The following is a 24,051-nucleotide window of genomic DNA, read 5'->3' on the forward strand; positions in this document are numbered from 1 at the left end:
AACCGAGCACCCGAAGCATGAGCGCAGACGGTGTCAGCCGGGCGCGCTCGACCGAGAGGTGGTGATCGGCTTATCCGATCAGAATTCTTCCCAGCTGTCCTCGGCGCGTGCGGTCGCGGCCCTTGCCGCGCCGCCGCCGGACCCACCGGCCGGACGCCCGCCCGAAAAGGCGTTTTCCAGGGAGCCGACCAGCTTTCGGGCCGGCGATGCGGCCGGCCGCGAGACGGCGGAAGCCGGCTTGATCGCCTTAATGGCAGTCGGTTTTGCCGCCGGCAGTTTCGGCTTGGCAGCGGCGGGCGTAAAACCCGATGCCGCGCGAGGCGCCGATGGGCGTGCCAGGCTTGCCGCCTTGGTCTGGGCGATGTCGAAACGGCTCAGAAGCTCGGTCAGATCGCCGGCCTGAGATGCCAGATGCCCGCAGGCTGCGGCGGTCTCTTCGACCATCGTGGCGTTCTGCTGGGTCCCTTCGTCGATGGAGCCGACCGCCTTGTTGATCTCCGAAAGACCCGTCTCCTGATTGCGGGCATTTTCGACGATCGCCCGTACATTCTCGTCGATCGCTTTGACCTCGGCGACGATCGTCTCCAAGGAGCGGCCGGTTTCGCCGACGAGGCCGACGCCTTCCTTGACCTGCTCGCTCGACTGATTGATCAGATCCTTGATCTCCTTGGCCGCATTCGCCGAGCGCTGGGCAAGCTCACGGACCTCCTGGGCGACAACGGCAAAGCCCTTGCCAGCCTCACCTGCACGCGCGGCCTCGACGCCGGCATTCAGCGCCAGAAGATTGGTCTGGAATGCGATGTCGTCGATCATGCCGATGATCGAGACGATCTGATCGGAGGAGGCTTCGATCTTGCTCATCGCCTCGACGGCGTGGCGCACCACCTCGCCGGATTTCTCCGCGCCCGATTTGGTGCGCGTAACGAGATCGCCGGCCTGGACGGCTTTCTGGGTCGACTGACGGACGGTATCGCTTAGTTCCTGAAGCGCAGCAGCCGTCTGTTCGACCGAGGCCGCCTGTTGTTCGGTGCGGCGGGACAGATCATCCGACGCGACGCGGATTTCCGAGGTTGCGCCGCTGATCGAGGAGGCGGTTTCGCCGACCTGGCGAAGTGCGTCCTCCAAAGCCTGCATCGAGGCGTTGAAATCCGTCCGCAGCTGTTCGAGTTCGGAAATGAAGGGGGTCTGGATACGCTGCGTGACCTGGCCAACGGCAAGGTCGCGCAGACCGTTTCCGATCGCCCTGACGGCGATCACTCGACCCGTCACCTCGGTCGCGTATTTCACCACCTTGGCGACGCGCCCTTGCATATCGAAGACGGGGTTGTAGGAACCTTGGATGAAGACCTCCCGTCCGCCCTTGCCGATCCGCCGGAACTCACCCGTCACCGCTTCACCGCGCGTCAGCTTCTGCCAATGCTCCTGATATTGAGGCGTCCCGGCCTCGGCAGGGTCGATGAAGAGCGCGTGCTTCTTGCCGACGATCTCGTTCTGTTCATAGCCGATGCAGTCGAGGAACTTGCGATTGGCCCTCAGGATCGTCCCGTCGATCGAGAATTCGATGATCGCCTGGACCTTGTCGATGGCGTCGATTTGGCTTTGCGCCTCGGCATGCTGGACCTTTTCATAGGTCACATCGGCGGCGAGCATGACGATTTTGTAGGGCTTCTGGTTTCGACCCAGGATCGGGTAGTACCAGACCTGCATCCAGACCCATTCGCCCAAGCGATTCCGGCGCTTGGCTTCGCACCACTGGAATTCGCCTGCCGCGAGCTTTTGCCACATCGTTCGATATTCGGCGCTCGCCGCATAGTCGGCGTCGTGAAAGGTCGAATGCGGTCGGCCGGCGATCGTCTTCGCATCGAAGTCGAAATAGTCGAAGAACATCTTGTTGGCGGAGCGGATCGTCCCGTCGAGATCCATTTCCATCATGATCAGCGTCTTGCCGACGGCTTCCAGGATATGCTCGGCGTCCGAGCCCGAAAAGGGAGTCTTGAATCGCATTGTCGTACCGTGTCCCACCCTCATCGCCTGACGGATGTGGCTGCTAAGAGCTTCGATCGAGAAGTTGCAACAGGGTCTTCGCCATCCGCCCGGCTGGTCCCATCGGACATCCTGCCTTCTATTGGTTAAGAAAGCTTGCCTTTAGACGGTATTGCTTAGCATTGGGCGGAGCAGGTGGGTAACTCGTCTGTCTATCGACACATCCAAAAAGAGATGAAAAACGCTGATCGACGAGGCATGCTGGCCAAAACAAAAAAAAGGCCGCCGGTCGGAACCGACAGCCCTCTTTTGCTTGATCGTCTGAGCGACGATCGGCCGTTCATAAAAGCCGATCAGGCCGCGGCCTTGTTGATGCCGCCGGTCGCGAGCTCCGTCATGGTCTTGTCGCCATGACGCGTGGCTTCAAGCGCCTTTCGCAGCTTCTCGGCATCGTCCTTGAGGCCAAGACGATCGGCGAAGGCCAGGAGGCAACCATAGCCGGCGATCGCATAATGGGTCATGCGCTGATATTGGGTGATGATCATGGCGTCCCGGACGTGCGGATCGCTGATCTCCTCCTCGATCCCATGGGCACGCGCCTCCTTTACCAGGCCTTCCATGCCCTTGCAGAATTCGCCCTTCGGATCGCCGCCGTGGCTGCGGATGATCTCGGTCAGCGTCTTCATGCCGTCCTCTATGCCATCGACGCCGGCTTCGAGCGCTTTCTTTAGGTCGCTGTCATTGGCGGCCGAGGCGAGCTCGCGCGTCGCGGCCTCGGACTGCTTGCACGCGCTGAATATGTCCTCGGCCTGGTCGAGATAGAGGTCCTTGAGACTGTCGAGGGCCATGAGTGGGGCCTCCCTTCGATTGGTGTTTGCGTGCCCCGTTAGCGCCTCCGAGGCCGATTGGTTCCACTTCGCAAGGGTCGGTCCGGAAAGTGCGTCGCGGGCGGCCGGTCATGGGTGGGAACGGTAAAGTCGTCCGCATCTGAGGAGAGGAGGGGTCCTGGCGCCTGCGCCTTTGCGCCCCATGTCTGCGGGACGCGGAAGCCTGTAGATCCTGCGACTGCCTATCGCTCGCGCATCGGGCGCCCGTCACCGCCGCCGGTTTGCCATATAGGGGCCCGCCATCCATGGATGCGACCAATCGCGACAGTTTCAATCTGAGCCTGCCGAGCTTCACCACGACGATGCGGGAAAGCCAGCGTCTACGGCTGGCGACCCTCGTGCGCCTGCGTTGGCTTTCGGTCGCCGGGCAGGTCGCCACGATTGTCTTTGTCGCCTGGGGTGTCTGGTGGCCGTTCCCCGTCTGGGCCTGTCTCGGCCTGGTCGCGATGTCCATCGGCCTCAATCTTTGGCTGACGGCACGATACCCGGCGAGTCGGCGCCTGTCGCCGATGGCGGCGGCTGGGGTTCTGACATTCGACATTCTCCAGCCAACCGGCCTCCTCTTTCTGACCGGCGGCATCCACAACCCATTCTCGGTCTTTTTGATCGTCCCGACTCTGATCGCCTCGGCGACCCAGCCCCCCGCGACGACGCTCGGCCTCGGTGTGCTGGCCGCGCTGGCCGCGACGCTTCTCGCGGTTTTCCACTTGCCATTGCCATGGCCCGATGGCGTGATTTTCTCCCTGCCGCCGATCTATGTTGCGGGCCTTTGGTATGCGATCGTCGGCACGCTGATCTTCTCGGCGACCTATGTCTATCGCGTCGCAGCCGAATCCCGAGCTCTCGCCGACGCGCTCAGTGCCACGGAGCTCGTACTCCAGCGCGAGCAACATCTCTCCGCGCTTGACGGCCTTGCTGCCGCGGCCGCCCATGAGCTGGGCACGCCGCTTGCGACGATTGCGCTCGTCTCGAAGGAAATGGCGCGGACGGTGCCACGCGAGAGCCCGATGCGCGAAGACGTCGATCTTCTCTTGCAGCAATCGGAACGATGCCGCGAAATCCTGCGTCGGCTCTCCTCGCTCTCGTCATCGTCGGAGAGCCATATGGCGCAATTGACGATGCTCGCCTTGATCGACGAAGTCGCCGAGCCCCATCGCCATTTCGGCGTCTCGATCTCGGTCGAAGTCGAACGCGACGGCCCCGAACCCGTGACGCGTCGCAATGCCGGCGTCGTCTACGGCCTCGGCAACATCGTCGAGAACGCGGTGGATTTCGCATCAGGCTCTGTCACGATTCGGGCGGCCTGGAGCCACGAACGTGTGACGATCACCGTTGCCGACGATGGACCGGGATACGATCCCGACGTGCTCGCCCGGATCGGCGATCCCTATATGTCCGACCGCTTGCGCGGCGAGCGGCGCAATGGCGGCGGTCTTGGCTTGGGCCTTTTCATCGCCAAAACGCTCCTGGAGCGATCTGGGGCGGACATCACCTTCGCCAATCGCGAATATGATGGCGCATCGGGTGCGATCGTCACTATCGCCTGGACCCGATCGGCTTTCGAAGCCGTACACCCCTATGGGATCGATCTCGACGAACCCGACGTCTGAGCGAGCGAATGGGCTTAGACAGCGCCGGAACGGTTTTGGGGCCGTCTCGACGCGCATTGGGATCAAACCTCGCTCTTCATCGAAGCGAAATGTCCCTGAACGAATCAAGTTTCGGTTTGCGATCACGGAACATTTAGCCGGAACGGTCGCATCCAAACGAATTTACCCATTGAACGGAGCGGTTGCATGGACCAATTCAGACATGAACAGTTCTTTGCTAGGAGCATTGGCGGTCTGGGTCTTGGCAGTCCGTCGCTGCCGAAGGCACGTTGAACCTCGGCAGTCGTGCTTCGTCCTCTCCGGCGATACTGCTCGACCGGGCCGCGAATGGGAGTTGACCATGCAGACAGAAACAGCCTTCGCTCCACGCCCCGCCATGGCGCCTACCGGTGACATGTCGATGCTTCTCGTCGATGACGATCGACCCTTCCTGCAACGGCTCAGCCGGGCTCTGGAACAGCGCGGGTTTGCGGTGACCACCGCCGAAGGCGTCAGCGAGGGCATCGCGGCTCTCAAGGCGTCAGCTCCCGCCTACGCGGTTGTCGACATGCGGCTTGGCGACGGCAACGGGCTCGATGTCGTCCAGGCTTTGCGCAGCGCGCGCGAGGATGCGCGTGCGGTGGTTCTCACCGGCTATGGCAATATCGCGACGGCCGTGACTGCAGTGAAACTCGGTGCGATCGACTATCTCGCAAAGCCAGCCGATGCCGACGAAGTCATTGCCGCCTTGATGCGCGAACCGGATGAGCGACCGGAGCCGCCGGAGAACCCGATGTCTGCAGACCGCGTTCGCTGGGAGCATATTCAGCGCATCTACGAGCTCTGCGACCGCAACGTCTCTGAGACGGCACGGCGCCTTTCCATGCATCGCCGGACCTTGCAGCGCATTCTCGCCAAGCGCGCGCCGCGTTGACCGTAGTCGGAAGCATCGCCTGACGTTTTGGCGGGGCCGTCAGTCCGTAAAGAACGGATTGGCGGCCCATTCCGCGTTCAGGAGCCTGTCTGCCGAGGCCTTGGCAAAGCGCAGCGTCATGGCGCGGCGCGTCGCGGGAGCGAGTTTATCTTCCTCTGCCTCCCGCAGAATCTCGGCGTCATAACCATCCGAGACGATGAGCCCGCAGCTTTCGGGAAAGATCTCGCGCGGCACGCCGGGATGGGTGGCGAAGTAAAGCTTGTCGCAATGGAGGCGGTAGTCCGGCCATTTCGTATCGACGCGAAAGTCCTCGATCGACGTCTTGATCTCGACGATTGTGATCTCGCCCTTTTCCGACAGGCAGACGAGATCGGCGCGCCGTCCCGAAGCGAGCGAGAGTTCGGGAAGCACGGATACCCGCCGCGCAATCATCAGACGTTGGACACCCCTGCGGACCATCATGGCACGATCCGATTGGCGACCGTCGATTAAAGGCTCGTATGGGAAAGGCGAGACCAGGGGCATGGATCGTTTATGGCGCAAGACGAATCACGCGGCAAGACAAAAGAAGAACGAACGTCCGATTGTCGAAGGGCCGGAGCCGCTTGTCAGAGTTTCTTCGCACCGCCGATTTCTTCCAGGATCGGACAGTCGGGAGCGGCGTCTCCGTGGCAGCGCTCTTCGAGTTCGGCAAGCGCGCGTTTTAGGCTCTGTAATTCCTCGATCTTCCGATCGATCTCGCTAATGCGTCGCCGGGTCACGGTCTTCACGTCCTGGGAATGGCGATTCTCGTCGGCGTAGAGGGAGAGGAGATGGCGGGCTTCTTCGATGGAAAAGCCGAGCGAGCGCGAGCGCTGCAGAAAGCGAAGGATATGGATGTCCCGATCGCCATAGTCCCGATAGCCATTGGACGCGCGGCGCGGACGCAACAGCCCTACCTGTTCATAGTATCGGATCGTCTTCGGCGGCAGGCCCGAGCGCTTCGACGCTTCGCCGATGTTCATGATCGTCCTCGTCTTTTTCGGCTGCCGCGCGTCTGGCGACCCTCTGGCGTGAGATGAGGCGAAAGTGGGGGGCGTCAACTGTGTCGGCATCGCAACAAAACCTTTCTTAACCATGGAATGCCATGCTCTCGACATTGCCTCGCAAGTCGCAGGCGCCTATCCAGTTTCACGAAGGCTTCGTCCTGGATGCGCCTTGTTTCTCGCGTTGCGTAACGACCAGGACCCGTAGAGCGCGCTTCTAATGCGCGGCCCATCACCTTAAGTGGCCAGACTGATGACGACTCATTCCATTCTCAGGGCCAGTGCGGTCCTCCTTGCGCTTGCGGCGCTGTCGGCTTGCTCGGCGACCAATCGTTCGAAGGTCGTCAGCGTCCCGCCAATGTCCGCGGAGGTCGCTGCGGCCTATACCGCGCCGACGTCCATGCCGGTCAGCGGCAGCGTCAATGCCGTGACCAATCCCGACTACGCCGCCATGGTCGACGATGGCTATGCGTTGCCGGCCGTGCCCGCGCAGAAGATCGATCCGCAATATCTGCGCCAGCGCGTCTCCTTCCCGGAGGGTGCTCAGCACGAGCCCGGCACGGTGATCATCGACACGCCGAATCGCTTCCTCTACCTCGTCGAAGGCGACGGCATGGCGATGCGTTACGGCATCGGCGTCGGCCGCGCCGGCTTTTCCTGGGCGGGCGATGCCTACGTGAATTCGAAGCAGCATTGGCCTAAGTGGCATCCGCCTGCAGAGATGATCGACCGCAAGCCGGAACTCGAAGAGTATCGCAATGGCGGTATGGAGCCAGGCCTCACCAACCCGCTCGGCGCCCGTGCTCTCTATCTCTTCCAGAACGGTCGCGACACGCTCTTCCGCATTCACGGCACGCCGGAATGGTGGACGATCGGAACAGCCGCTTCGTCAGGTTGTATCCGCATGATCAACCAGGACGTGATCGATCTCTATGAGCGCGTTCCGCTCAAGGCCAAGGTCATCGTCAAGCAGGGCAATGAGCGGCTTGCGCAACGTTGAGGCCATGTTCAGCTGATAAGGCTGACGGCAACGAATCGACGGCGGGGGACGCCGTGGCCGGGCATCTCGGGGGAGATGTCCGGCCTTTTCATGTCGGCGCGCCTCCCATGCAATTAGACTCGCCGCCTGTTCTGCCGGTCGCGTTCGGGTCCAAGGGTGCCATTCTCATTGGCGCAACTTGCTTTTTCTCCCGATTCTTACGATCTAGAGCCCAATCCCCGTTTAGATGACGCGCTGAATGCGCGCCACAGATGGATATTCGCGGGCCGCCTTGGGCGGCTCGTCGTCGTCAGGATATGAGTTAGGATAGCGAATGGCTAAAGAAGAAGTCCTGGAATTTCCCGGTGTCGTCACCGAGCTCCTGCCCAATGCGACCTTCCGCATCAAGCTGGAGAACGACCACGAGATCATCGCCCATACGGCGGGCCGCATGCGCAAGAACCGCATCCGCGTTCTGACCGGTGACAAGGTCCTCGTCGAGATGACTCCCTATGACCTGACCAAGGGTCGGATCACCTACCGCTTCAAGTGAGAGCCGTTCGGATCGGACCGCTCTTTACTCGCTCAACGACGCCCGAGGCCTTTCATGCTCGTTCTCGCATCTGCTTCGCCGAGGCGCCTGGCCTTGCTCCAGCAGGCCGGAATCGAGCCCGACCAGATGATGCCCGCCGATCTCGACGAGACCCCGGCGCGCGGCGAACACCCACGTTCGCTGGCCAAGCGCCTGTCAAAGGATAAGGCCTTGGCGACAGCCAAGCGCGTCGATCAGCTGAATTATGCCAACGCCTATATTCTCGCCGCCGATACGGTGGTCAGCGTCGGCCGAGATATCCTTCCCAAGGCCGAGATCATCGACGATGCGGTGGCGAGTCTGCGAATGCTGTCGGGGCGCTCGCATCGGGTCTATACGGGTGTGGCTCTGATTACGCCGCGCGGCGCCTTGCGCCAGCGCTTGGTGGAGACACGCGTGCGCTTCAAGCGCCTCTCGCGGATCGATATCGAGCGATATATCGCCTCGGACGAATGGCGGGGCAAGGCGGGCGGCTACGCAATCCAGGGGCGCGCGGATTCCTTCGTCGTTCGTCTGGTGGGATCTTATTCGAATGTGGTCGGACTGCCTCTCTATGAGACGGTCAATCTTCTGTCCGGCGAGGGCTACGACATCGATTCACGGAGCGGCCTGTCGCTTGATGAGGACGACGAGGTCGGTCCTTCGCAGGCGCTCCGTGAGACGGAGGACGAGCGCGTCACCGAAACGGAAGAAACGGACGCCGCCGAGATTCGAGGCGATCAGGAGGTGCGAGCATGAGTGGTGACAACGCCAAGGTGACGCCGCTTCGTCCGAAGCGCCGTTGTCCGGAATGCGGCCGCGCTGCCGATCGCGTGCATTTTCCGTTCTGCTCCGATCGCTGCAAGTCGGTCGATCTCAATCGCTGGCTGTCTGGGCGTTATGTGATTCCCGGACCCGCGGTCTCATCCGATCAGGGACACGACGCGGAGGACTAAAGCGTCAGGCGATCAATCGGCGCCGGCAGATGCTGTTGATGGCTTTGACGCCTCGCCGGGTGGCCGACAAACCGGCACGCACTTCTTTGCCCTGCGTTCCAATTCCGTCGGCTTGGCGATTGGTTGAAAGAGAATGGTCGAGGGACTGCAGTCGCATGACCTCGGCGGAGCCGGTCAGGGAACGTTCGGCTCGTTCGTCAGCAATCGATCATGAACACGCGAACGATCAAGAAGCCGCGCCGTTTTCCCGATCTGCTTCGGCGGGAACGATCGACGTCACTTCTCCGCCATCGGCGAGTTCACCGAGGATGCGGCCATAACTCTCGTCGCTTTTGGGGGCTCTGACGATCTCCAGGGATCGAAGCGCGTCACCGACAAGCTCGGCCAATTCTCGATCGGATTCGGTGGACACGGGCGGTCTCCATCGCGCGAGGTTCGGGTAGATTCGCACGCTTAATCCGTCGCGTCTTTCAACTGGTTTATGATTTGAGCGCTTATATTCCGCTGCTCCGCGTCATCTGGCTCCAGCTCCGCTCGAAAGGGTCGATTTTGGCCCTTTGCCGGGTGTATAGCTTTGCAGAGAGGAATGGTGCGGAAAGAGAGGCGCTTTGACGCTCGACGTGAAAATTTGCGGCTTGAAGTCCCCTGAGGCACTGGATGCGGCGATTTTGCGCGGCGCGAGCCATGTGGGTTTCGTCCACTTCGAACGAAGCCCGCGCCATCTGGCTTTGAGTGCGATGGCGGAGCTCGCCGAGATCGCGCGCGGCCGGGCGCAGATCGTTATCGTGACTGTCGATCCGGGTGACGATCTCGTCGACAAAATCTGCGGTGAGGTCAGGCCGGATTGGTTGCAACTGCATGGCAAGGAAAGCCCCGAGCGCGTCGCCGCCATCAAGGATCGCTCTGGCCTGAAAGTCATGAAGGCCCTGGCCGTCTCCACCTATGACGATCTCTTGCCAGTCGACGCCTATCGGCCGGTCGCCGACGCGCTGCTTCTCGATTCCAAGCGCCCAAAAGGCTCGGTGCTGCCGGGCGGCAATGGGCTGTCCTTCGACTGGCAGATCCTTGCAGCGCTTGACCCCGCGATCGGCTTCATGCTCTCCGGTGGTCTGAACGCCGACAATGTCTCGGATGCGCTGCGGATTGCGCGTCCGGCCGGCCTCGATATTTCGTCTGGCGTCGAAAGCGCGCCGGGCGTCAAGGATATCGGGCGCATTCATGCGTTTTTCGACGCTCTCGAACGCTCGCTTGAGCGCGCCGCTTGATCGCCCATCATGTCGTTTGCCAAGCGCCCCTTTTGAATTGAAGGTCTCCAAGACGATGAACCAGCCTCTCACACCGAATTCCTTCCGCGCCGGCCCCGACGAGGATGGTCGCTTCGGCATTTTCGGCGGCCGCTTCGTTGCCGAGACGCTGATGCCGCTGATCCTCGATCTGCAGGAGGCTTGGGAGACGGCGCGAAAGGACCCTGAGTTCGAGCGCGAGCTCGACGGCCTCAACGCGACTTATACAGGCCGGCCGTCGCCGCTCTATTTCGCGGAACGGCTGACCGAGAAACTCGGCGGCGCGAAGATCTATTTCAAGCGCGATGAGCTCAATCACACCGGTTCGCACAAGATCAACAATTGCCTTGGCCAGATCCTGCTCGCCCGCAAGATGGGGAAGACGCGGATCATCGCCGAGACCGGGGCCGGGCAGCACGGCGTGGCGACGGCAACGGTCTGTGCCCGCTTTGGCCTGCCTTGCGTCGTCTATATGGGCGCCACCGACGTGGAGCGTCAGGCGCCCAATGTCTTCCGCATGAAGCTGCTCGGCGCTGAGGTGAAACCGGTGACGGCTGGCCATGGCACGCTGAAGGACGCCATGAACGAGGCGCTGCGCGACTGGGTCACCAATGTCGATTCGACCTATTATCTGATCGGCACGGCCGCCGGCCCGCATCCCTATCCCGAACTCGTGCGCGAGTTCCAGTCGGTGATCGGCAAGGAGGCCAAGGAGCAGATGCTCGCCGCTGAAGGCCGGTTGCCGGACATGCTCGTGGCCGCCGTCGGCGGCGGTTCAAACGCGATCGGCCTGTTCCACCCCTTCCTCGACGACAAGGACGTTTCCATCGTCGGCGTCGAAGCCGGCGGCAAGGGCCTCGACGGCGAAGAGCATTGCGCGTCTCTGACGGCTGGCTCGCCGGGCGTCCTCCATGGCAATCGCACTTATCTCCTGCAAACGGGAGATGGGCAGATCAAGGAAGGCCATTCGATCTCCGCCGGTCTCGATTATCCCGGCATCGGGCCTGAGCATTCATGGCTGAAGGAGACCGGCCGCGTCGATTATGTGCCGATCATGGATGACGAGGCCCTATCGGCCTTCCAGCTTCTGACTCGCACCGAGGGTATCATCCCGGCACTGGAGCCGGCCCATGCGCTCGCAGAGGTGGTCAAGCGCGCTCCGCAGATGGACAAGGACCAGATCATCCTGATGAATCTGTGCGGGCGAGGGGACAAGGACGTCTTCACCGCCGCCAAACATCTGGGCGTCGATCTCTGACGCCGGAGACCTGCTTCATCCCTTACGATAGCGGAGAAGGCGTCTTGTGACGTCAATCTCCGGCCGTCACCCTTGGCTGAAGGATTGAACAGTCTCATACCGATCTTATGTCCGGTTTTGACCCCTTGGGTGGCAGCAAACCGAATGGCAGCCGATCATGACTGAAATCGTCGATATCCACGTGACCTGCTCGACTCTCGAGGAGGCGCGTCAGCTCTCGCATCAATTGCTGGACGCGAAGCTCGCGGCCTGTTGCCAGATCGGCAAGGATATCGACAGCCGCTATTGGTATGGCGGCAAGCAGCATCGAGGCGATGAAAGCCCGCTGGTCATCAAGACGCGTGGCGACTTTTTCGACAAGGTCGCGGCGGTGATCCGTGAAAGCCACAGTTACGAGACACCCGCTATTATCGGTTTCAAGCCCGATTATGCGGACGAGGCGACAGTCGCCTGGATCGTCGAGACCTGTACGGGCGAGGCTTGAACACCTAACCCGAAAGCTAATGTCCGCGCCATCAATGCCAAATGCGAATGGTGGGTTGCGTTCGGGCGAAAGCATGAGGCCAAAGGCGGCTTATGCTTGGCATGGCTGCGGCGAATGGCGTAAGGAGCGCATCACACAGACTGGGCCGGTCGCATCAAGGCGACCTCCAAACCGGCCCTGGTTCGCCCGAAGACAGCGCCTGAAAGACAGCCATGACGACACGCATCGAGGACCGCTTCGCGAAATTGAAGAACGAGGGACGTCCGGCGCTCGTGACATTCGTCATGGGAGGCGATCCTGATCATCAGACGTCGCTCGACATCGTCAAGGCTCTGCCGGGCGCCGGTGCGGACATTATCGAACTTGGCATGCCCTTCTCCGATCCGATGGCCGATGGTCCCTCGATCCAGAAAGCGGGCCTTCGAGCGCTTCAGGCCGGTGCGAGCCTGAAGAAGACGCTCGACATCGTCCGCTCCTTCCGGGACGACGATGCACAGACCCCGCTAATCCTCATGGGCTATTTCAACCCCATCTATATCTACGGCGTCGACGCTTTCGTCCGTGACGCGTTGGATGCCGGCGTTGACGGCCTCATAGTCGTCGATCTGCCGCCGGAAATGGACGAGGAGCTCTGCCTGCCGGCTCTGAAGGCCGGGCTCAACTTCATTCGCCTTGCGACCCCGACGACCGACGACAAGCGCCTCCCGGCTGTGCTGAAGAACACGTCCGGTTTCGTTTATTACGTCTCGATCACCGGGATCACCGGCGCAGCTGCCCCGGACGCCGGCAAGGTCGCGGCTGCCGTCACACGGATCAAGGGCCATACCAGTCTTCCCGTCTGCGTCGGCTTCGGCGTCCGGACGGCTGAACAGGCCGAGGAGATCGGCAAGGGAGCCGATGGCGTCGTCGTCGGCTCGGCGATCGTTTCGGCGATCGAGGCCTCGCTTGTGAACGGACATGCGGGCGAGACGACAGTTTCCGACGTCCTGCGCATCGTGGGCGAGCTCTCGAAGGGTGTTTCTGCCGCGCGACTTGCGAAAGCCTGACGGATAGACCACATCCGCACACTGAAACGAGACATGCTGACGAAGGCCTGAGCCCCGTGAACTGGATCACCAACTACGTCCGTCCGAAATTCTCCAGCCTTCTGGGTCCTCGGCAAGTGCCGGACAATCTCTGGATCAAATGTCCCGAGACCGGTGAAATGGTGTTTCACAAGGATCTCGAAGCCAATCAGTGGGTGGTCCCGTCCTCCGGCTTCCACATGAAGATTCGCGCGAAGGACCGGCTGACGGCCTTCTTTGACGACGGCGCCTTCGAGACGATTGATCTGCCGCCAGTCGCGAGCGACCCGCTGAAATTCCGGGATTCTAAGCGCTACACCGATCGCTTGAAGGAGTATCGCGCCAAGACCGAGATGGATGATGCGGTTCTCGTCGCAAAGGGTGCGATCGAAGGTCTGCCAATCGTCGCGACGGTTCAGGATTTCGCTTTCATGGGCGGCTCTCTCGGCATGGCGGCGGGCGAGGCTATCGTCCGCGGCTTCGAGACCGCGATCGAAGAGCGCCGTCCGCTGGTCCTATTCTCTGCCTCTGGCGGCGCCCGCATGCAGGAGGGCATTCTCTCTCTCATGCAGCTTCCACGCACGACGGTCGCCGTCGAGATGCTGAAGGAAGCGGGACTTCCCTATATCGTCGTGTTGACCAACCCGACGGCAGGCGGCGTGTCGGCCTCCTATGCGATGCTTGGCGACGTGCATATCGCCGAGCCCGGCGCGGTCATCGGCTTTGCCGGGGCCCGGGTCATCGAGCAGACGATCCGCGAAAAACTGCCGGAAGGCTTCCAGCGGGCCGAATATCTGATGGAGCACGGGATGGTCGACATGGTCGTCCATCGCCATGAGTTGAAGGCGAAGATCGCCGGGCTTTTGAAACTCCTGACCAAGACGCCGGCGGATGCGGCCGCGTCGAGCGACGGCAGCGTTGAGGCGGCGAGCCTGACCGAGAAGGACGTCAAACAAGCCGAGGCGCAACCGAGCTGATATCCTGCGGGGCGCGATCTTGCGCCGCCTTTCAGGCTGGTCTTCCGCCGTGTCTTATCGCGATGCGACCCTCCGTCACGGCGTGGTTTGAAAACACCCCAATGGCGATCTCTTGAAGGGGTTTGCGCTTTGCAAACCCTCTTCGGCTGGCATAAGTCGTGAGGATATGACGACCACTTCCCTCGCCACCATGGAGATCGAGCGGCTCCTTGCCCGCCATCCGAAAGGTTACGATCTTTCGCTCGATCGAATTCGCCAGCTGCTCGCCAAGCTTGGCGATCCGCAAAAGCGTCTGCCGCCCGTGGTCCATGTGGCGGGAACCAACGGCAAGGGGTCGGTCTCCGCCTTTTGCCGCGCGATCCTCGAAGCCGACACCCGTTCGGTCCATGTGCACACCTCGCCCCATCTCGTCTCGTGGCATGAGCGATACCGGCTGGGCCGCCAGGGCGAGCCGGGCCGTCTGGTCGCCGACGATGTCTTGGCCGACGCGGTGATGCGCGCTGCCCGGGCCAATGGCGACGATTCCATTACCGTCTTCGAAGTGCTGACGGCCGTGACGTTTCTCCTGTTTTCGGAAAACCCGGCCGATGTGGCCGTAATCGAGGTCGGACTGGGCGGGCGCTTCGACGCGACCAACGTCTTGGAACGCCCGGCCGTTTCAATCATCACGCCGGTATCCCTCGACCACCAGTCCTTCCTCGGCGACCGGGTCGAACTCATCGCCGCGGAAAAGGCGGGGATCATCAAGCCCGGCGTGCCGCTCGTCATCGGCCAGCAGAGCGAGCGGGTCGCCGTCGACGTGATCACATCGATCGCCGACCGCAATGGCGCGCCTGTCAAACTCTATGGCGAGGACTTCTTCGCCTTCGAAGAACGCGGACGTCTGGTCTTTCAGGACGATATCGGACTGCTCGATCTTCCCCTGCCGAGGCTTCCCGGACGCCACCAGCTGTCGAACGCCGCCACGGCCATCGCGGCGCTTCGCAGCGCCGGCTTCGATCCAAGCGAAGACGCGATCGCGGCTGCCATGGGAACCGTCTCATGGCCAGGTCGTCTACAGAAAATCACCTCGGGCCCGCTCTTCGACGCGATGGTTCCCGGCGGCGAACTTTGGATCGATGGCGGGCACAATCCGGGCGCCGGGGCGGTCATCTCGGAGGTTTTCGCCAATCTCGAAGACAAGGTGTCCCGGCCGCTCTTTCTCATCTGCGGCATGCTTAACACCAAGGACCCGACGGGGTTCTTCGAGGCGTTCGGCGGGATCGCCCGGCGCGTCCTGACCGTGCCGCTTTCGACGACCGACGCCGGGATCGATCCGGAAGAGCTTGCCGAATTCGCTCTCGATACAGGCCTCGACGGCGAAGCAGTCGAGAGCGTCGAGGCCGCACTGCGCCTTGTTTCAGACAACTGGCAGGTCCAGCCTGCCCCCCGCTTCCTCATCTGCGGCTCGCTCTATCTCGTCGGCGAGGTCTTGGAGAAGAGTGGGCTGGCGCCGGAATAGTTTGCCTCTTTGGCTCAGCCAAAATGCGGTGCTGGAACCTCCGTCAACAGTCCCCGCCGAGAACCCGTAATGCTTCCTTCGTATCGATGCGGCCGTCATAGAGAGCGCGGCCGGAGATGGCGCCTTCCAGGCGGGCGGCGTCCGGCATCGTCAGCCGAACCACATCGGCCATCGAGGCAAGGCCGCCCGAGGCGATGACCGGGATTGAGACGGCTTCGGCCAGATCGATCGTCGCCTCCCAATTGATGCCGGCAAGGACGCCGTCGCGGTCAATATCCGTATAGACGATCGCGGCGACGCCGGCGTCCTCGAAGCGTTTGGCGAGTTCGATGGCCGAAAGTTCGGACGTCTCCGCCCAGCCTTCCACCGCGACCTTGCCGCCTTTGGCGTCGATGCCGACGGCGATCTGACCGGGAAAGCGGCGCGAGGCCTCGATGACGAGATCGGGGTCGCGCACGGCGACCGTTCCGAGAATGACGCGCGCCAAGCCCTTGCCGAGCCATCTTTCGATATCGGCCATGGTGCGGATACCGCCGCCGAGCTGGACCTTCATCAACCCGCCGACCTCGGTGAGAATGGCATCGACCGCCTCGCCATTGATGGCGGTGCCAGCGAATGCGCCATTGAGATCGACCACATGAAGATGGCTGAACCCATCAGCCTGAAAGCTACGGGCCTGGGCCGCGGGATCGGCATTGTACACAGTTGCCTCGTCCATCAGGCCGAGTTTGAGGCGCACACAAGCACCGTCCTTAAGGTCGATGGCTGGGAAGAGAATTGGCATAGCTTTCAAGGCGTCCAGGTCAGGAAGTTGGAAATCAGCTTGAGGCCGAGCGTCTGGCTTTTTTCAGGGTGGAACTGCGTTCCGACCTTGTTGCCGCTCGCCACCATGGCAGTGACATCGCCGCCGTAATCGGTCGTTGCCACCAACTGGTCGGCGCGTGCCGCGGCCAGGTGATAGGAGTGGACGAAATAGGCGTGGAGCCCGTCCGGGCCGGTCTCGATTCCGTTCAGAAGCGGGTGGTCGGTGACGACGGAGAGCGTGTTCCAGCCGATCTGGGGGATTTTCAGCTTCGCATCGTCCGGCTCGATCTTGACGACATCGCCGTCTACCCAGCCGAAACCCGCCGTTGTCGCTTTCTCCAAGCCCCGTTCGGCCATCAGCTGCATGCCAACGCAAATGCCCAGAAAGGGGCGGCCAGCGGTCTCGATCACCTCTTGCAGGGCTTCAGCCATTCCAGAGACCCCGTCGAGCCCGGCGCGGCAGTCGGCATAGGCGCCGACCCCCGGAAGCACGATCCGGTCGGCCTTGCGGGCGACCTCGGCATCGTCGGTGAGGATGATATCCGCATCGACCCCGCTTTCGCGGGCCGCTCGTTCGAAGGCCTTGGTCGCCGAGCGCAAATTGCCGGAGCCGTAGTCGATGATCGCAACGGTCTGCATGAATGTCTCCGATGGGCTTCAGGCGCTGGGGGGCGAGGCGGGCGGCGTCGGTGCAGTCCAGGGCAGGGTGACTGGCGGGCTTACCGGTGGCGGCGTTCTCTTCAGCGCGCGCTTGTTGCCGGCCCCCTCCAGCACGGGGCTCTGCCCGTGAAAATAGATCGTCTCGGCCTCTGACAGATTGCCGGCATGGATGACGGTCGCCTCGCGCCAACCTTTGCAGCGCAGCCGCTCGCAGACGAGGTTTCTGCCTTCTAGGCCGATCAGAAGCGCCAGACCGATCTGGATGGCGGAGGAGAGAAGTTCAAGATCCGACCCGGCCATCAGGACATAAAGGCCGATGTCGAGGCCGAGGACGACGAGACCTGCGATCCAGAGACGGTGCCAGAAGAGCCAGAGAAACGTGAAGAAGAAGGCAAGCGGTGAGAAGCGATCCTTGATGAAGCGGGCATTCTCGCTTGGCTTCGCCCCTCCGCTGTCGGATGGCCCGCCACCAGGCGGCTCCAAGACAATCCAGCGCGCGAGCCTCACGCCAGCATTCCCTTCGTGGACGGGACAAGGTCCGCCTGGCGCGGATCAATGGCGATGGCATCGCCCAGCACCCGCGCCACGGCCTTGAAGCAGGTCTCCGCAATATGATGGGCATTCGCGCCATAGAGGTTTGTAATGTGGAGGGTCACGCCGGCATTCTGGGCAAAGGCCTGAAAGAACTCGCGCACGAGCTCCGTGTCGAAGGTGCCAATCTTCTCTCGCGGGAACTCGGCTGAAAACACCAGGAAAGGCCGCCCTGAGACGTCGATCGCCGCGCGGGTCAGGCATTCGTCCATGGCGAGATCGAGCGAGGCGTAGCGGCGAATCCCGCGCCTGTCGCCCAATGCTTGGCGAATCGCCTGACCTATGACGATACCGGTGTCTTCGACCGTGTGATGATCGTCGATATGCAGGTCGCCCTTCGCCTCAATCTCCATGTCGATCAGCGAGTGGCGCGAGAGCTGGTCGAGCATATGGTCGAAGAAGCCGATGCCGGTCTCGATCGTCGAGCGGCCGCTCCCGTCTAGATCGACTCGCGTGCGGATCGCCGTTTCCTTGGTGGTCCGCTCGATCGTGGCATCGCGCCGCCCGGCATTGCCTGCCATAATGATCCTCTTACGCCTTTGATTGTCCTTCGTGCTTCTAGAGCATCGAGCGGAAGCGTGAAAAGCGCTTTCGCATCATCGCAAGGATGCGATCGCATCATCTTGCGCTGAGTGAAGTTTCAGGGATGATGCCGTCGGGCGTCATATAGCCGCCTACGGAGTGTGGAGGCGACGCGTTGCAGCCGAGGCTGCACCTTCGCTATGGAGACGGTATCTCTTAAGTGCCGACCGGAGTTCCAATGCCCGCAAGCCGTTTCGAAAGCGATCGCAAGAATTGGGGTCCAGTGCGGACGGCCCTCGAGCATTTGATCGGCACCGGCGAGATAGAGGCGGACCCGGCCCAGCGCCTTCTGGCCGATCGCCTCGACCGGCTCGACAAGGACCTTTCGGCGACGAGCCTTGCGACCAAGTCGAGCGCGCTTGGCTGGCTGTTCGGCAAGAAGAGTAAGCGCGAGCCGGTCCGCGGCCTCTATGTCCATGGATCGGTCGGGCGCGGAAAAACCATGCTCATGGACATGTTCTTCCGCCAGAGTTCGGTCTCGAAGAAGCGTCGAGTCCACTTCCACGCCTTCATGGGCGACGTCCATGATCGTATCGGCGCGCATCGCGACAAGGTTCGCGACGGTACGGCCAAGCAGGACGATCCGATCCCGCCGGTCGCCGAACAGATTGCTCGAGAGAGCCTGCTCCTTTGTTTCGACGAATTCTCCGTTACGGACGTTGCTGACGCAATGATCCTTTCGCGGCTCTTCGACGCCCTCTTTGCCGAGGGTGTCGTCCTCGTCGCGACCTCCAATGTGGCGCCGGACGATCTCTACAAGGACGGCCTCAATCGCGGCCTCTTCCTGCCCTTCGTCGACAGGCTTAAGGACCATGTCGAAGTCTTGGCCCTGGACGGCACCGAGGATTATCGGCTTGCCGCAATCGGTTCGGAAGACCTTTATGTCACGCCGCTCGGTGAGGAAGCGGTTGCTCGGATCGACGCGGTCTGGACGACGCTTCTTTCGGGCGAGAAGGAGGGGACTGCCTCATTGTCGGTCAAGGGCCGGACAATCCCGGTGCCGCGCGCCGGCAATGGTGCAGCGCGCTTCTCTTTCGGTGATCTCCTTCAGCGACCGCTTGGCGCCCAGGACTATCTGGCTCTCGCACGCCGATTCCATACGGTCGTGGTCGAGAATGTCCCCGCCATGGACGTCTCCCAGCGCAATGAGGCCAAACGTCTGATCAATCTGGTCGACACCTTTTATGACGGGCGCCGGCGTCTCATCCTCTCGGCGGAAGTGCCGGCCAAAGAGCTTTACACCGCGCCATCGGGGACGGAGCGCTTCGAATTCGAGCGCACGGTGTCCCGACTCTTTGAGATGCGCAGTGAGGATTATTTCAGCCACGACAAAGGCGAGGCATAGCCCTTCCGGGGAGAGGCGATTGTCGAATCGACTCACCTCGAAGCACGTGTCGGATGCGATGTGCCGAAATTTCGGGGAGAATTCCGGCGAATGAGGGTCTCATAGGCCTTGGGCAGGTCCTGCGCCGCTCGGTCGAACCCTTGTCGCTCTGCGCTGAAGAAGCGCTTGTCGAGCCTTCGAACCCCTGCCGCTCCAACGGTGATGAGCCACCGGTCAGCCTATGAAGGAACGCGATCCGACCTTTCCTCGTAAGCCTCAATTCGATTTTTGAGGCGTTTATCGAAAAAACTTAAAGCTCCTTGCGGATTACCGCTGTAGCCGGCTTCCCACTGACATCATTGACGGTTCATATTGACGTTTACGTAAGTCCCGTTGTCTCTAACCGATTGAGTTTGTTGAAGCGACTTTTGGGGCGGTTGATTGCATTTCAGGTGCGGTATATTGCGACGCCGAATAGGTGGCGCATCGTTGGAGTCCAACTTTCGACAGTTGGGTTCAGGCCTGCTTCGGCCGGCCGTCTCTTGACGGATCGCCACCTGACGTAACGGCGCACCTGTATTGAATGCGGGCGCGGCACTGGTGTCAATCGCAGAAGGTGCCCGGCGTGGATGTCGATCCATGGCCCTTGGGCATCGCCTGAAAGAAGGATGGCTCGACCTTGGCCCGCAATAAAATCGCATTGATCGGTTCCGGCATGATCGGCGGAACGCTTGCCCATCTCGCAGGTCTGAAAGACCTCGGCGACGTCGTTCTCTTCGACATCGCGGAAGGCACGCCGCAGGGCAAGGCGCTCGACATCGCCGAGTCCGGTCCGGTCGAAGGGTTCGATGGCACTTTCTCCGGCGCGAACGACTATGCCGCGATCGAAGGCGCCGATGTCTGCATCGTCACCGCCGGTGTCGCCCGCAAGCCCGGCATGAGCCGCGACGATCTTCTCGGCATCAATCTGAAGGTCATGGAGCAGGTCGGCGCCGGCATCGCCAAATATGCGCCGAACGCCTTCGTCATCTGCATCACCAATCCGCTCGACGCGATGGTCTGGGCGTTGCAGAAGTTCTCCGGTCTTCCGACCAATAAGGTCGTCGGCATGGCTGGCGTCCTCGATTCGGCGCGCTTCCGTCATTTCCTCGCATCCGAATTCAAGGTCTCGGTCGAGGACGTCACCGCCTTCGTGCTTGGCGGCCATGGCGATACGATGGTTCCGCTCGCCCGCTATTCGACCGTTGCCGGCATTCCGCTGACCGATCTCGTCAAGATGGGCTGGTGCACCAATGAGCGCCTGGAAGAGATCATCCAGCGCACCCGCGACGGCGGCGCCGAGATCGTCGGCCTTCTGAAGACCGGCTCGGCCTATTACGCGCCGGCCGCCTCAGCGATCCAGATGGCCGAGTCCTATTTAAAGGACAAGAAGCGCGTTCTGCCCTGCGCCGCAGCGCTCAAGGGCGAATACGGCCTCAACGACATGTATGTGGGCGTGCCCTGCGTCATTGGCGAAGGCGGCGTCGAGCGCGTGATCGAGATCGAACTCGACACGGACGAGCGCGCCAATTTCGACAAGTCGGTGGATTCGGTGAAGGGCCTGATGGAAGCCTGCCGCGGCATCGCGCCCAATCTCGGCTGATCGAACCTGTCCGGGCCGCCTCTTGTAGGTGGCCCGTTTTTAACTCTGCTCGCCGCAAGGGACGAGGACACTTTCATGAACATTCACGAATATCAGGCCAAGGAAGTCCTGAAGGGCTATGGCGCGCCGGTCGCTTCCGGTGTTGCCATCACCAGCGCGGACGAAGCCGAGGCTGCTGCCAAGCAGCTTCCAGGCCCCCTTTATGTGGTCAAGAGCCAGATCCATGCCGGCGGTCGCGGTAAGGGCAAGTTCAAGGAACTCGGGCCCGATGCCAAGGGCGGTGTTCGCCTCGCGAAGTCCGTCGAAGAGGTCGTCGCCAACGCGAAGGACATGCTGGGCAACACGCTCGTCACCAAGCAGACGGGCGATGCCGGCAAGCAGGTCAACCGCCTCTATATCGAGGATGGTGCCGATATCGATCGCGAACTCTATCTCTCGCTGCTCGTCGACCGTACGGTCGGTCAGATCGCCTTCGTCGCCTCCACCGAAGGTGGCATGGACATCGAGACGGTCGCCGAAGAGACGCCAGAGAAGATCCTCACTCTGCCGATCGATCCTGTCGCGGGCGTGACGGCGGCCAATGCCGAAGAGCTCTGCAATGCACTGAAGCTCGGTGGCGCGGCCAAGGTCGATGGGATGCAGCTCTTCCCGATCCTCTACAAGGCCTTCGTCGAGAAGGATATGAGCCTTCTGGAGATCAATCCGCTCATCGTCATGACCGATGGTCATCTGCGGGTGCTCGACGCCAAGGTCTCTTTCGATGGTAACGCGCTGTTCCGTCACGACGACATCAAGGCGCTGCGCGACGAGAGCGAAGAGGATGCCAAGGAGATCGAGGCGTCGAAATACGACCTCGCTTATGTGGCACTCGACGGCAATATCGGCTGCATGGTGAACGGTGCCGGCCTCGCCATGGCGACGATGGACATCATCAAGCTCTACGGCAAAGAGCCGGCGAACTTCCTCGATGTGGGCGGTGGTGCGTCCAAGGAGAAGGTGACGGCCGCCTTCAAGATCATTACCGCTGATCCGAACGTCAAAGGCATTCTCGTCAACATCTTCGGTGGCATCATGCGCTGCGACGTTATCGCCGAGGGCGTCGTAGCGGCGGTGAAGGATGTGGGCCTGCAGGTGCCGCTGGTCGTGCGTCTCGAAGGCACGAATGTCGAGAAGGGCAAGGCGATCCTCAATGAGAGTGGCCTCGCCATCACGGCGGCCGACGATCTCGACGACGCGGCCCAGAAGATCGTCGCGGCTGTCGGCTGAGGCGCTTTTCGATTTGAATATGGGAGCCACACGGGTTATGTGTAGCACATAATCCGTGTGGGGTTGCCATGGCGAAAAACATCACTCTCGCGATCGATGAGGACCTGCTCGACAAGGTCCGGGTTCTCGCTGCGATGAAGCGCACGAGCGTCAACGAGATGGTGCGCAGTTATCTGCAGCGGCTCGTGGCGCTGGAGCAAGAGCATGACGAGATTACCGAAGAGCTTCTGAAGCTCTCTCGTGAAAGCAAGGCGGATATGGGGAGCTGGCGTCCCAGTCGTGAAGAGACCTATTCCGGAGAGCCGCGTTTTGATCGCTGGCGCTGATGTCTTTCTTGACACCAACATCCTCATTTACGCTGCGAGCGCTCAGTGGAGCGAGCCGGCGAAATGGGAAGTTGCCCATGGTCTCCTCACGACGCAGTTCGGTACCAGCGGTCAGGTTCTCGCTGAATTTTATGCAAATGCCGTCCGTACGAAGCCGGTGCCGGTTTCTCCGGAAGAGGCGCGGCGATGGGTTTCGCTGCTTGGGCGAAAGCCGTTTGTCGTCGTTGATGACAGGCTCGTTCTTGCGGGGATCGATTTTTCCCAGCGCTACAAGATTTCCTACTGGGACGGCGCCATCATCGCCGCTGCGGAGCGTCTCGGCGCCAAGACGCTTTACACCGAAGACCTCAGTCATGATCAGGTCTACGGGTCGGTGACCGCGATCAATCCCTTTCTGTAACGCCCTCTTCTTTGAGCTGGGTGACCGTCAAGGAGTATCAACCCATGTCCATTCTGGTCGACAAGAACACCAAGGTCATTGTGCAGGGCTTGACCGGCAAGACCGGCACCTTCCACACCGAGCAGGCGCTCGCCTATCACGGCACCCAGATGGTGGCCGGTATCCATCCCAAGAAGGGCGGCGAGACCTGGACCGCGGGCGAGGGGGCCGGCGCGAAAGCTGGCGCCGAGCTGCCGATCTTTACTTCGGTCGCTGAAGCCAAGGAAAAGACCGGCGCGAGCGCTTCGGTGATCTATGTCCCGCCGGCAGGCGCGGCTGCGGCCATCGAAGAGGCGATCGAGGCGGGGATCGACCTCATCACCTGCATCACCGAGGGCATTCCCGTGACCGACATGGTCAAGGTGAAGGCCAAGCTCGCCAAGTCATCCTCGCGTCTGATCGGCCCGAACTGCCCGGGCGTTCTGACACCGGAAGAGTGCAAGATCGGCATCATGCCGGGCAATATCTTCAAGAAGGGCTCGGTCGGCATCGTCTCGCGCTCCGGTACCCTGACCTATGAGGCCGTTTTCCAGACCTCCAATGCCGGTCTCGGCCAGACGACGGCCGTCGGCATCGGCGGCGATCCGGTCAAGGGTACCGAGTTCATTGATGTCCTCGAAATGTTCCTGGCGGACGAGGCGACCAAGTCGATCATCATGATCGGCGAGATCGGCGGCTCGGCCGAGGAGGACGCGGCGCAGTTCCTCGCTGACGAGGCGAAGAAGGGCCGCAAGAAGCCGATGGTCGGCTTCATCGCCGGACGCACCGCGCCGAAGGGCCGCACCATGGGCCATGCCGGCGCCGTCGTCTCCGGCGGCAAAGGCGGCGCGGAAGACAAGATCGCGGCCATGGAGGCTGCGGGCATCCGTGTGTCGCCCTCGCCCGCCCAGCTCGGCAAGACCCTTGTCGAAGTCCTGAAGGGCTGA

At 61.8% G+C, this 24,051-nt stretch carries 27 protein-coding genes; 18 read left to right on the forward strand and 9 right to left on the reverse strand.

Features of this window, described 5'->3' with window-relative positions; all coding sequences use genetic code 11:
• Positions 1–78: 78 nt before the first annotated feature.
• Both B9A15_RS05765 and B9A15_RS05770 read right to left on the reverse strand, forming a co-directional pair.
• The gene (locus tag B9A15_RS05765) at positions 79–2,004 is read right to left on the reverse strand and encodes a methyl-accepting chemotaxis protein (protein WP_084409073.1); all 1,926 of its coding nucleotides are present in this window, start codon (positions 2,002–2,004) and stop codon (positions 79–81) included.
• A 332-nt stretch (positions 2,005–2,336) separates the two neighbouring features.
• Positions 2,337–2,831, reverse strand: a complete 495-nt coding sequence (locus B9A15_RS05770; RefSeq protein ID WP_084409074.1) for a YciE/YciF ferroxidase family protein — start codon at positions 2,829–2,831, stop codon at positions 2,337–2,339.
• Between the two features lie 284 nt (positions 2,832–3,115).
• Between B9A15_RS05770 and B9A15_RS05775 the strand changes: the two genes are divergently transcribed.
• Together B9A15_RS05775 and B9A15_RS05780 are read left to right on the forward strand one after the other, a co-directional pair.
• Positions 3,116–4,480: an ActS/PrrB/RegB family redox-sensitive histidine kinase gene (locus B9A15_RS05775; protein ID WP_084409075.1), complete on the forward strand. Its 1,365-nt coding sequence runs from the start codon at positions 3,116–3,118 to the stop codon at positions 4,478–4,480.
• A 376-nt stretch (positions 4,481–4,856) separates the two neighbouring features.
• On the forward strand, positions 4,857–5,393 hold the full coding sequence (locus tag B9A15_RS05780) for an ActR/PrrA/RegA family redox response regulator transcription factor (protein ID WP_084409076.1): 537 nt from the start codon (positions 4,857–4,859) through the stop codon (positions 5,391–5,393).
• 39 nt (positions 5,394–5,432) lie between these two features.
• On the opposite strand, the gene B9A15_RS05785 is transcribed toward B9A15_RS05780, so the two are convergent.
• Complete coding sequence (locus B9A15_RS05785; RefSeq protein WP_084409077.1) at positions 5,433–5,918, reverse strand: MmcB family DNA repair protein; 486 nt, start codon at positions 5,916–5,918, stop codon at positions 5,433–5,435.
• Positions 5,919–6,001: 83 nt separating this feature from the next.
• Positions 6,002–6,397, reverse strand: coding sequence for a Cu(I)-responsive transcriptional regulator (gene cueR, locus B9A15_RS05790; RefSeq protein WP_084409078.1), 396 nt, complete (start codon positions 6,395–6,397; stop codon positions 6,002–6,004).
• 274 nt (positions 6,398–6,671) lie between these two features.
• On the opposite strand from cueR, the gene B9A15_RS05795 reads away from it, so the two are divergent.
• The 4 genes from B9A15_RS05795 to yacG all read left to right on the forward strand — a co-directional run bounded on the left by B9A15_RS05795 (position 6,672) and on the right by yacG (position 8,924).
• Positions 6,672–7,418 carry a L,D-transpeptidase gene (locus B9A15_RS05795; RefSeq protein ID WP_084409079.1) on the forward strand — a complete coding sequence of 249 codons (747 nt, stop codon included), beginning with the start codon at positions 6,672–6,674 and terminating at the stop codon, positions 7,416–7,418.
• A gap of 313 nt (positions 7,419–7,731) precedes the next feature.
• A complete protein-coding gene (gene infA / locus B9A15_RS05800; RefSeq protein ID WP_019994787.1) occupies positions 7,732–7,950 on the forward strand; it encodes a translation initiation factor IF-1 in 219 nt (72 codons plus the stop codon).
• A 54-nt stretch (positions 7,951–8,004) separates the two neighbouring features.
• Complete coding sequence (locus tag B9A15_RS05805) at positions 8,005–8,727, forward strand: Maf-like protein (protein WP_084409080.1); 723 nt, start codon at positions 8,005–8,007, stop codon at positions 8,725–8,727.
• Positions 8,724–8,924 (forward strand): DNA gyrase inhibitor YacG, encoded by a 201-nt coding sequence (gene yacG, locus B9A15_RS05810; RefSeq protein ID WP_084409081.1) that lies wholly within the window; start codon positions 8,724–8,726, stop codon positions 8,922–8,924. The genes B9A15_RS05805 and yacG overlap by 4 nt, the downstream gene beginning before the upstream one ends.
• Before the next feature lie 226 nt (positions 8,925–9,150).
• On the opposite strand, the gene B9A15_RS05815 is transcribed toward yacG, so the two are convergent.
• Positions 9,151–9,336 (reverse strand): hypothetical protein, encoded by a 186-nt coding sequence (locus tag B9A15_RS05815; protein WP_084409082.1) that lies wholly within the window; start codon positions 9,334–9,336, stop codon positions 9,151–9,153.
• 196 nt (positions 9,337–9,532) lie between these two features.
• Here B9A15_RS05815 and B9A15_RS05820 point away from each other — a divergent pair, with 196 nt between their 5' ends.
• The 6 genes from B9A15_RS05820 (at position 9,533) to B9A15_RS05845 (ending at position 15,491) form a co-directional block, all read left to right on the forward strand.
• Positions 9,533–10,189: a phosphoribosylanthranilate isomerase gene (locus B9A15_RS05820; RefSeq protein ID WP_084409083.1), complete on the forward strand. Its 657-nt coding sequence runs from the start codon at positions 9,533–9,535 to the stop codon at positions 10,187–10,189.
• Between the two features lie 55 nt (positions 10,190–10,244).
• Positions 10,245–11,465, forward strand: a complete 1,221-nt coding sequence (gene trpB, locus B9A15_RS05825; protein ID WP_084409148.1) for a tryptophan synthase subunit beta — start codon at positions 10,245–10,247, stop codon at positions 11,463–11,465.
• 157 nt (positions 11,466–11,622) lie between these two features.
• Entirely contained in the window at positions 11,623–11,949 is a 327-nt protein-coding gene (cutA, locus tag B9A15_RS05830; protein WP_084409084.1) for a divalent-cation tolerance protein CutA, read from the forward strand.
• A 212-nt stretch (positions 11,950–12,161) separates the two neighbouring features.
• The gene (gene trpA / locus B9A15_RS05835) at positions 12,162–12,995 is read left to right on the forward strand and encodes a tryptophan synthase subunit alpha (RefSeq protein ID WP_084409085.1); all 834 of its coding nucleotides are present in this window, start codon (positions 12,162–12,164) and stop codon (positions 12,993–12,995) included.
• A gap of 56 nt (positions 12,996–13,051) precedes the next feature.
• Positions 13,052–13,990, forward strand: a complete 939-nt coding sequence (accD, locus tag B9A15_RS05840; RefSeq protein WP_084409086.1) for an acetyl-CoA carboxylase, carboxyltransferase subunit beta — start codon at positions 13,052–13,054, stop codon at positions 13,988–13,990.
• A 166-nt stretch (positions 13,991–14,156) separates the two neighbouring features.
• Complete coding sequence (locus tag B9A15_RS05845) at positions 14,157–15,491, forward strand: bifunctional folylpolyglutamate synthase/dihydrofolate synthase (RefSeq protein WP_084409087.1); 1,335 nt, start codon at positions 14,157–14,159, stop codon at positions 15,489–15,491.
• Between the two features lie 43 nt (positions 15,492–15,534).
• On the opposite strand, the gene hisA is transcribed toward B9A15_RS05845, so the two are convergent.
• The 4 genes from hisA to hisB are packed head-to-tail and all read right to left on the reverse strand — an operon-like array spanning position 15,535 to position 18,067.
• On the reverse strand, positions 15,535–16,275 hold the full coding sequence (gene hisA / locus B9A15_RS05850; RefSeq protein ID WP_084409088.1) for a 1-(5-phosphoribosyl)-5-[(5-phosphoribosylamino)methylideneamino]imidazole-4-carboxamide isomerase: 741 nt from the start codon (positions 16,273–16,275) through the stop codon (positions 15,535–15,537).
• A 5-nt stretch (positions 16,276–16,280) separates the two neighbouring features.
• Entirely contained in the window at positions 16,281–16,934 is a 654-nt protein-coding gene (hisH, locus tag B9A15_RS05855) for an imidazole glycerol phosphate synthase subunit HisH (RefSeq protein WP_084409089.1), read from the reverse strand.
• 18 nt (positions 16,935–16,952) lie between these two features.
• Complete coding sequence (locus B9A15_RS05860; protein WP_084409090.1) at positions 16,953–17,462, reverse strand: DUF2628 domain-containing protein; 510 nt, start codon at positions 17,460–17,462, stop codon at positions 16,953–16,955.
• On the reverse strand, positions 17,459–18,067 hold the full coding sequence (gene hisB / locus B9A15_RS05865; protein WP_084409091.1) for an imidazoleglycerol-phosphate dehydratase HisB: 609 nt from the start codon (positions 18,065–18,067) through the stop codon (positions 17,459–17,461). Before hisB ends, B9A15_RS05860 begins: the two co-directional genes overlap by 4 nt.
• 239 nt (positions 18,068–18,306) lie before the next feature.
• Between hisB and zapE the strand changes: the two genes are divergently transcribed.
• The 6 genes from zapE (at position 18,307) to sucD (ending at position 24,051) form a co-directional block, all read left to right on the forward strand.
• On the forward strand, positions 18,307–19,473 hold the full coding sequence (gene zapE, locus B9A15_RS05870) for a cell division protein ZapE (RefSeq protein WP_084409092.1): 1,167 nt from the start codon (positions 18,307–18,309) through the stop codon (positions 19,471–19,473).
• Positions 19,474–20,131: 658 nt separating this feature from the next.
• Positions 20,132–21,094 (forward strand): malate dehydrogenase, encoded by a 963-nt coding sequence (mdh, locus tag B9A15_RS05875; protein WP_084409093.1) that lies wholly within the window; start codon positions 20,132–20,134, stop codon positions 21,092–21,094.
• Between the two features lie 75 nt (positions 21,095–21,169).
• Complete coding sequence (gene sucC, locus B9A15_RS05880; protein WP_084409094.1) at positions 21,170–22,360, forward strand: ADP-forming succinate--CoA ligase subunit beta; 1,191 nt, start codon at positions 21,170–21,172, stop codon at positions 22,358–22,360.
• A 68-nt stretch (positions 22,361–22,428) separates the two neighbouring features.
• Positions 22,429–22,686: a DUF6364 family protein gene (locus B9A15_RS05885; protein ID WP_084409095.1), complete on the forward strand. Its 258-nt coding sequence runs from the start codon at positions 22,429–22,431 to the stop codon at positions 22,684–22,686.
• The gene (locus B9A15_RS05890; protein ID WP_084409096.1) at positions 22,670–23,086 is read left to right on the forward strand and encodes a PIN domain-containing protein; all 417 of its coding nucleotides are present in this window, start codon (positions 22,670–22,672) and stop codon (positions 23,084–23,086) included. The genes B9A15_RS05885 and B9A15_RS05890 overlap by 17 nt, the downstream gene beginning before the upstream one ends.
• Before the next feature lie 44 nt (positions 23,087–23,130).
• Positions 23,131–24,051: a succinate--CoA ligase subunit alpha gene (gene sucD, locus B9A15_RS05895; protein WP_084409097.1), complete on the forward strand. Its 921-nt coding sequence runs from the start codon at positions 23,131–23,133 to the stop codon at positions 24,049–24,051.

The organism is Fulvimarina manganoxydans (genome assembly GCF_900176465.1).
Taxonomy (GTDB): Bacteria; Pseudomonadota; Alphaproteobacteria; order Rhizobiales; family Rhizobiaceae; genus Fulvimarina; species Fulvimarina manganoxydans.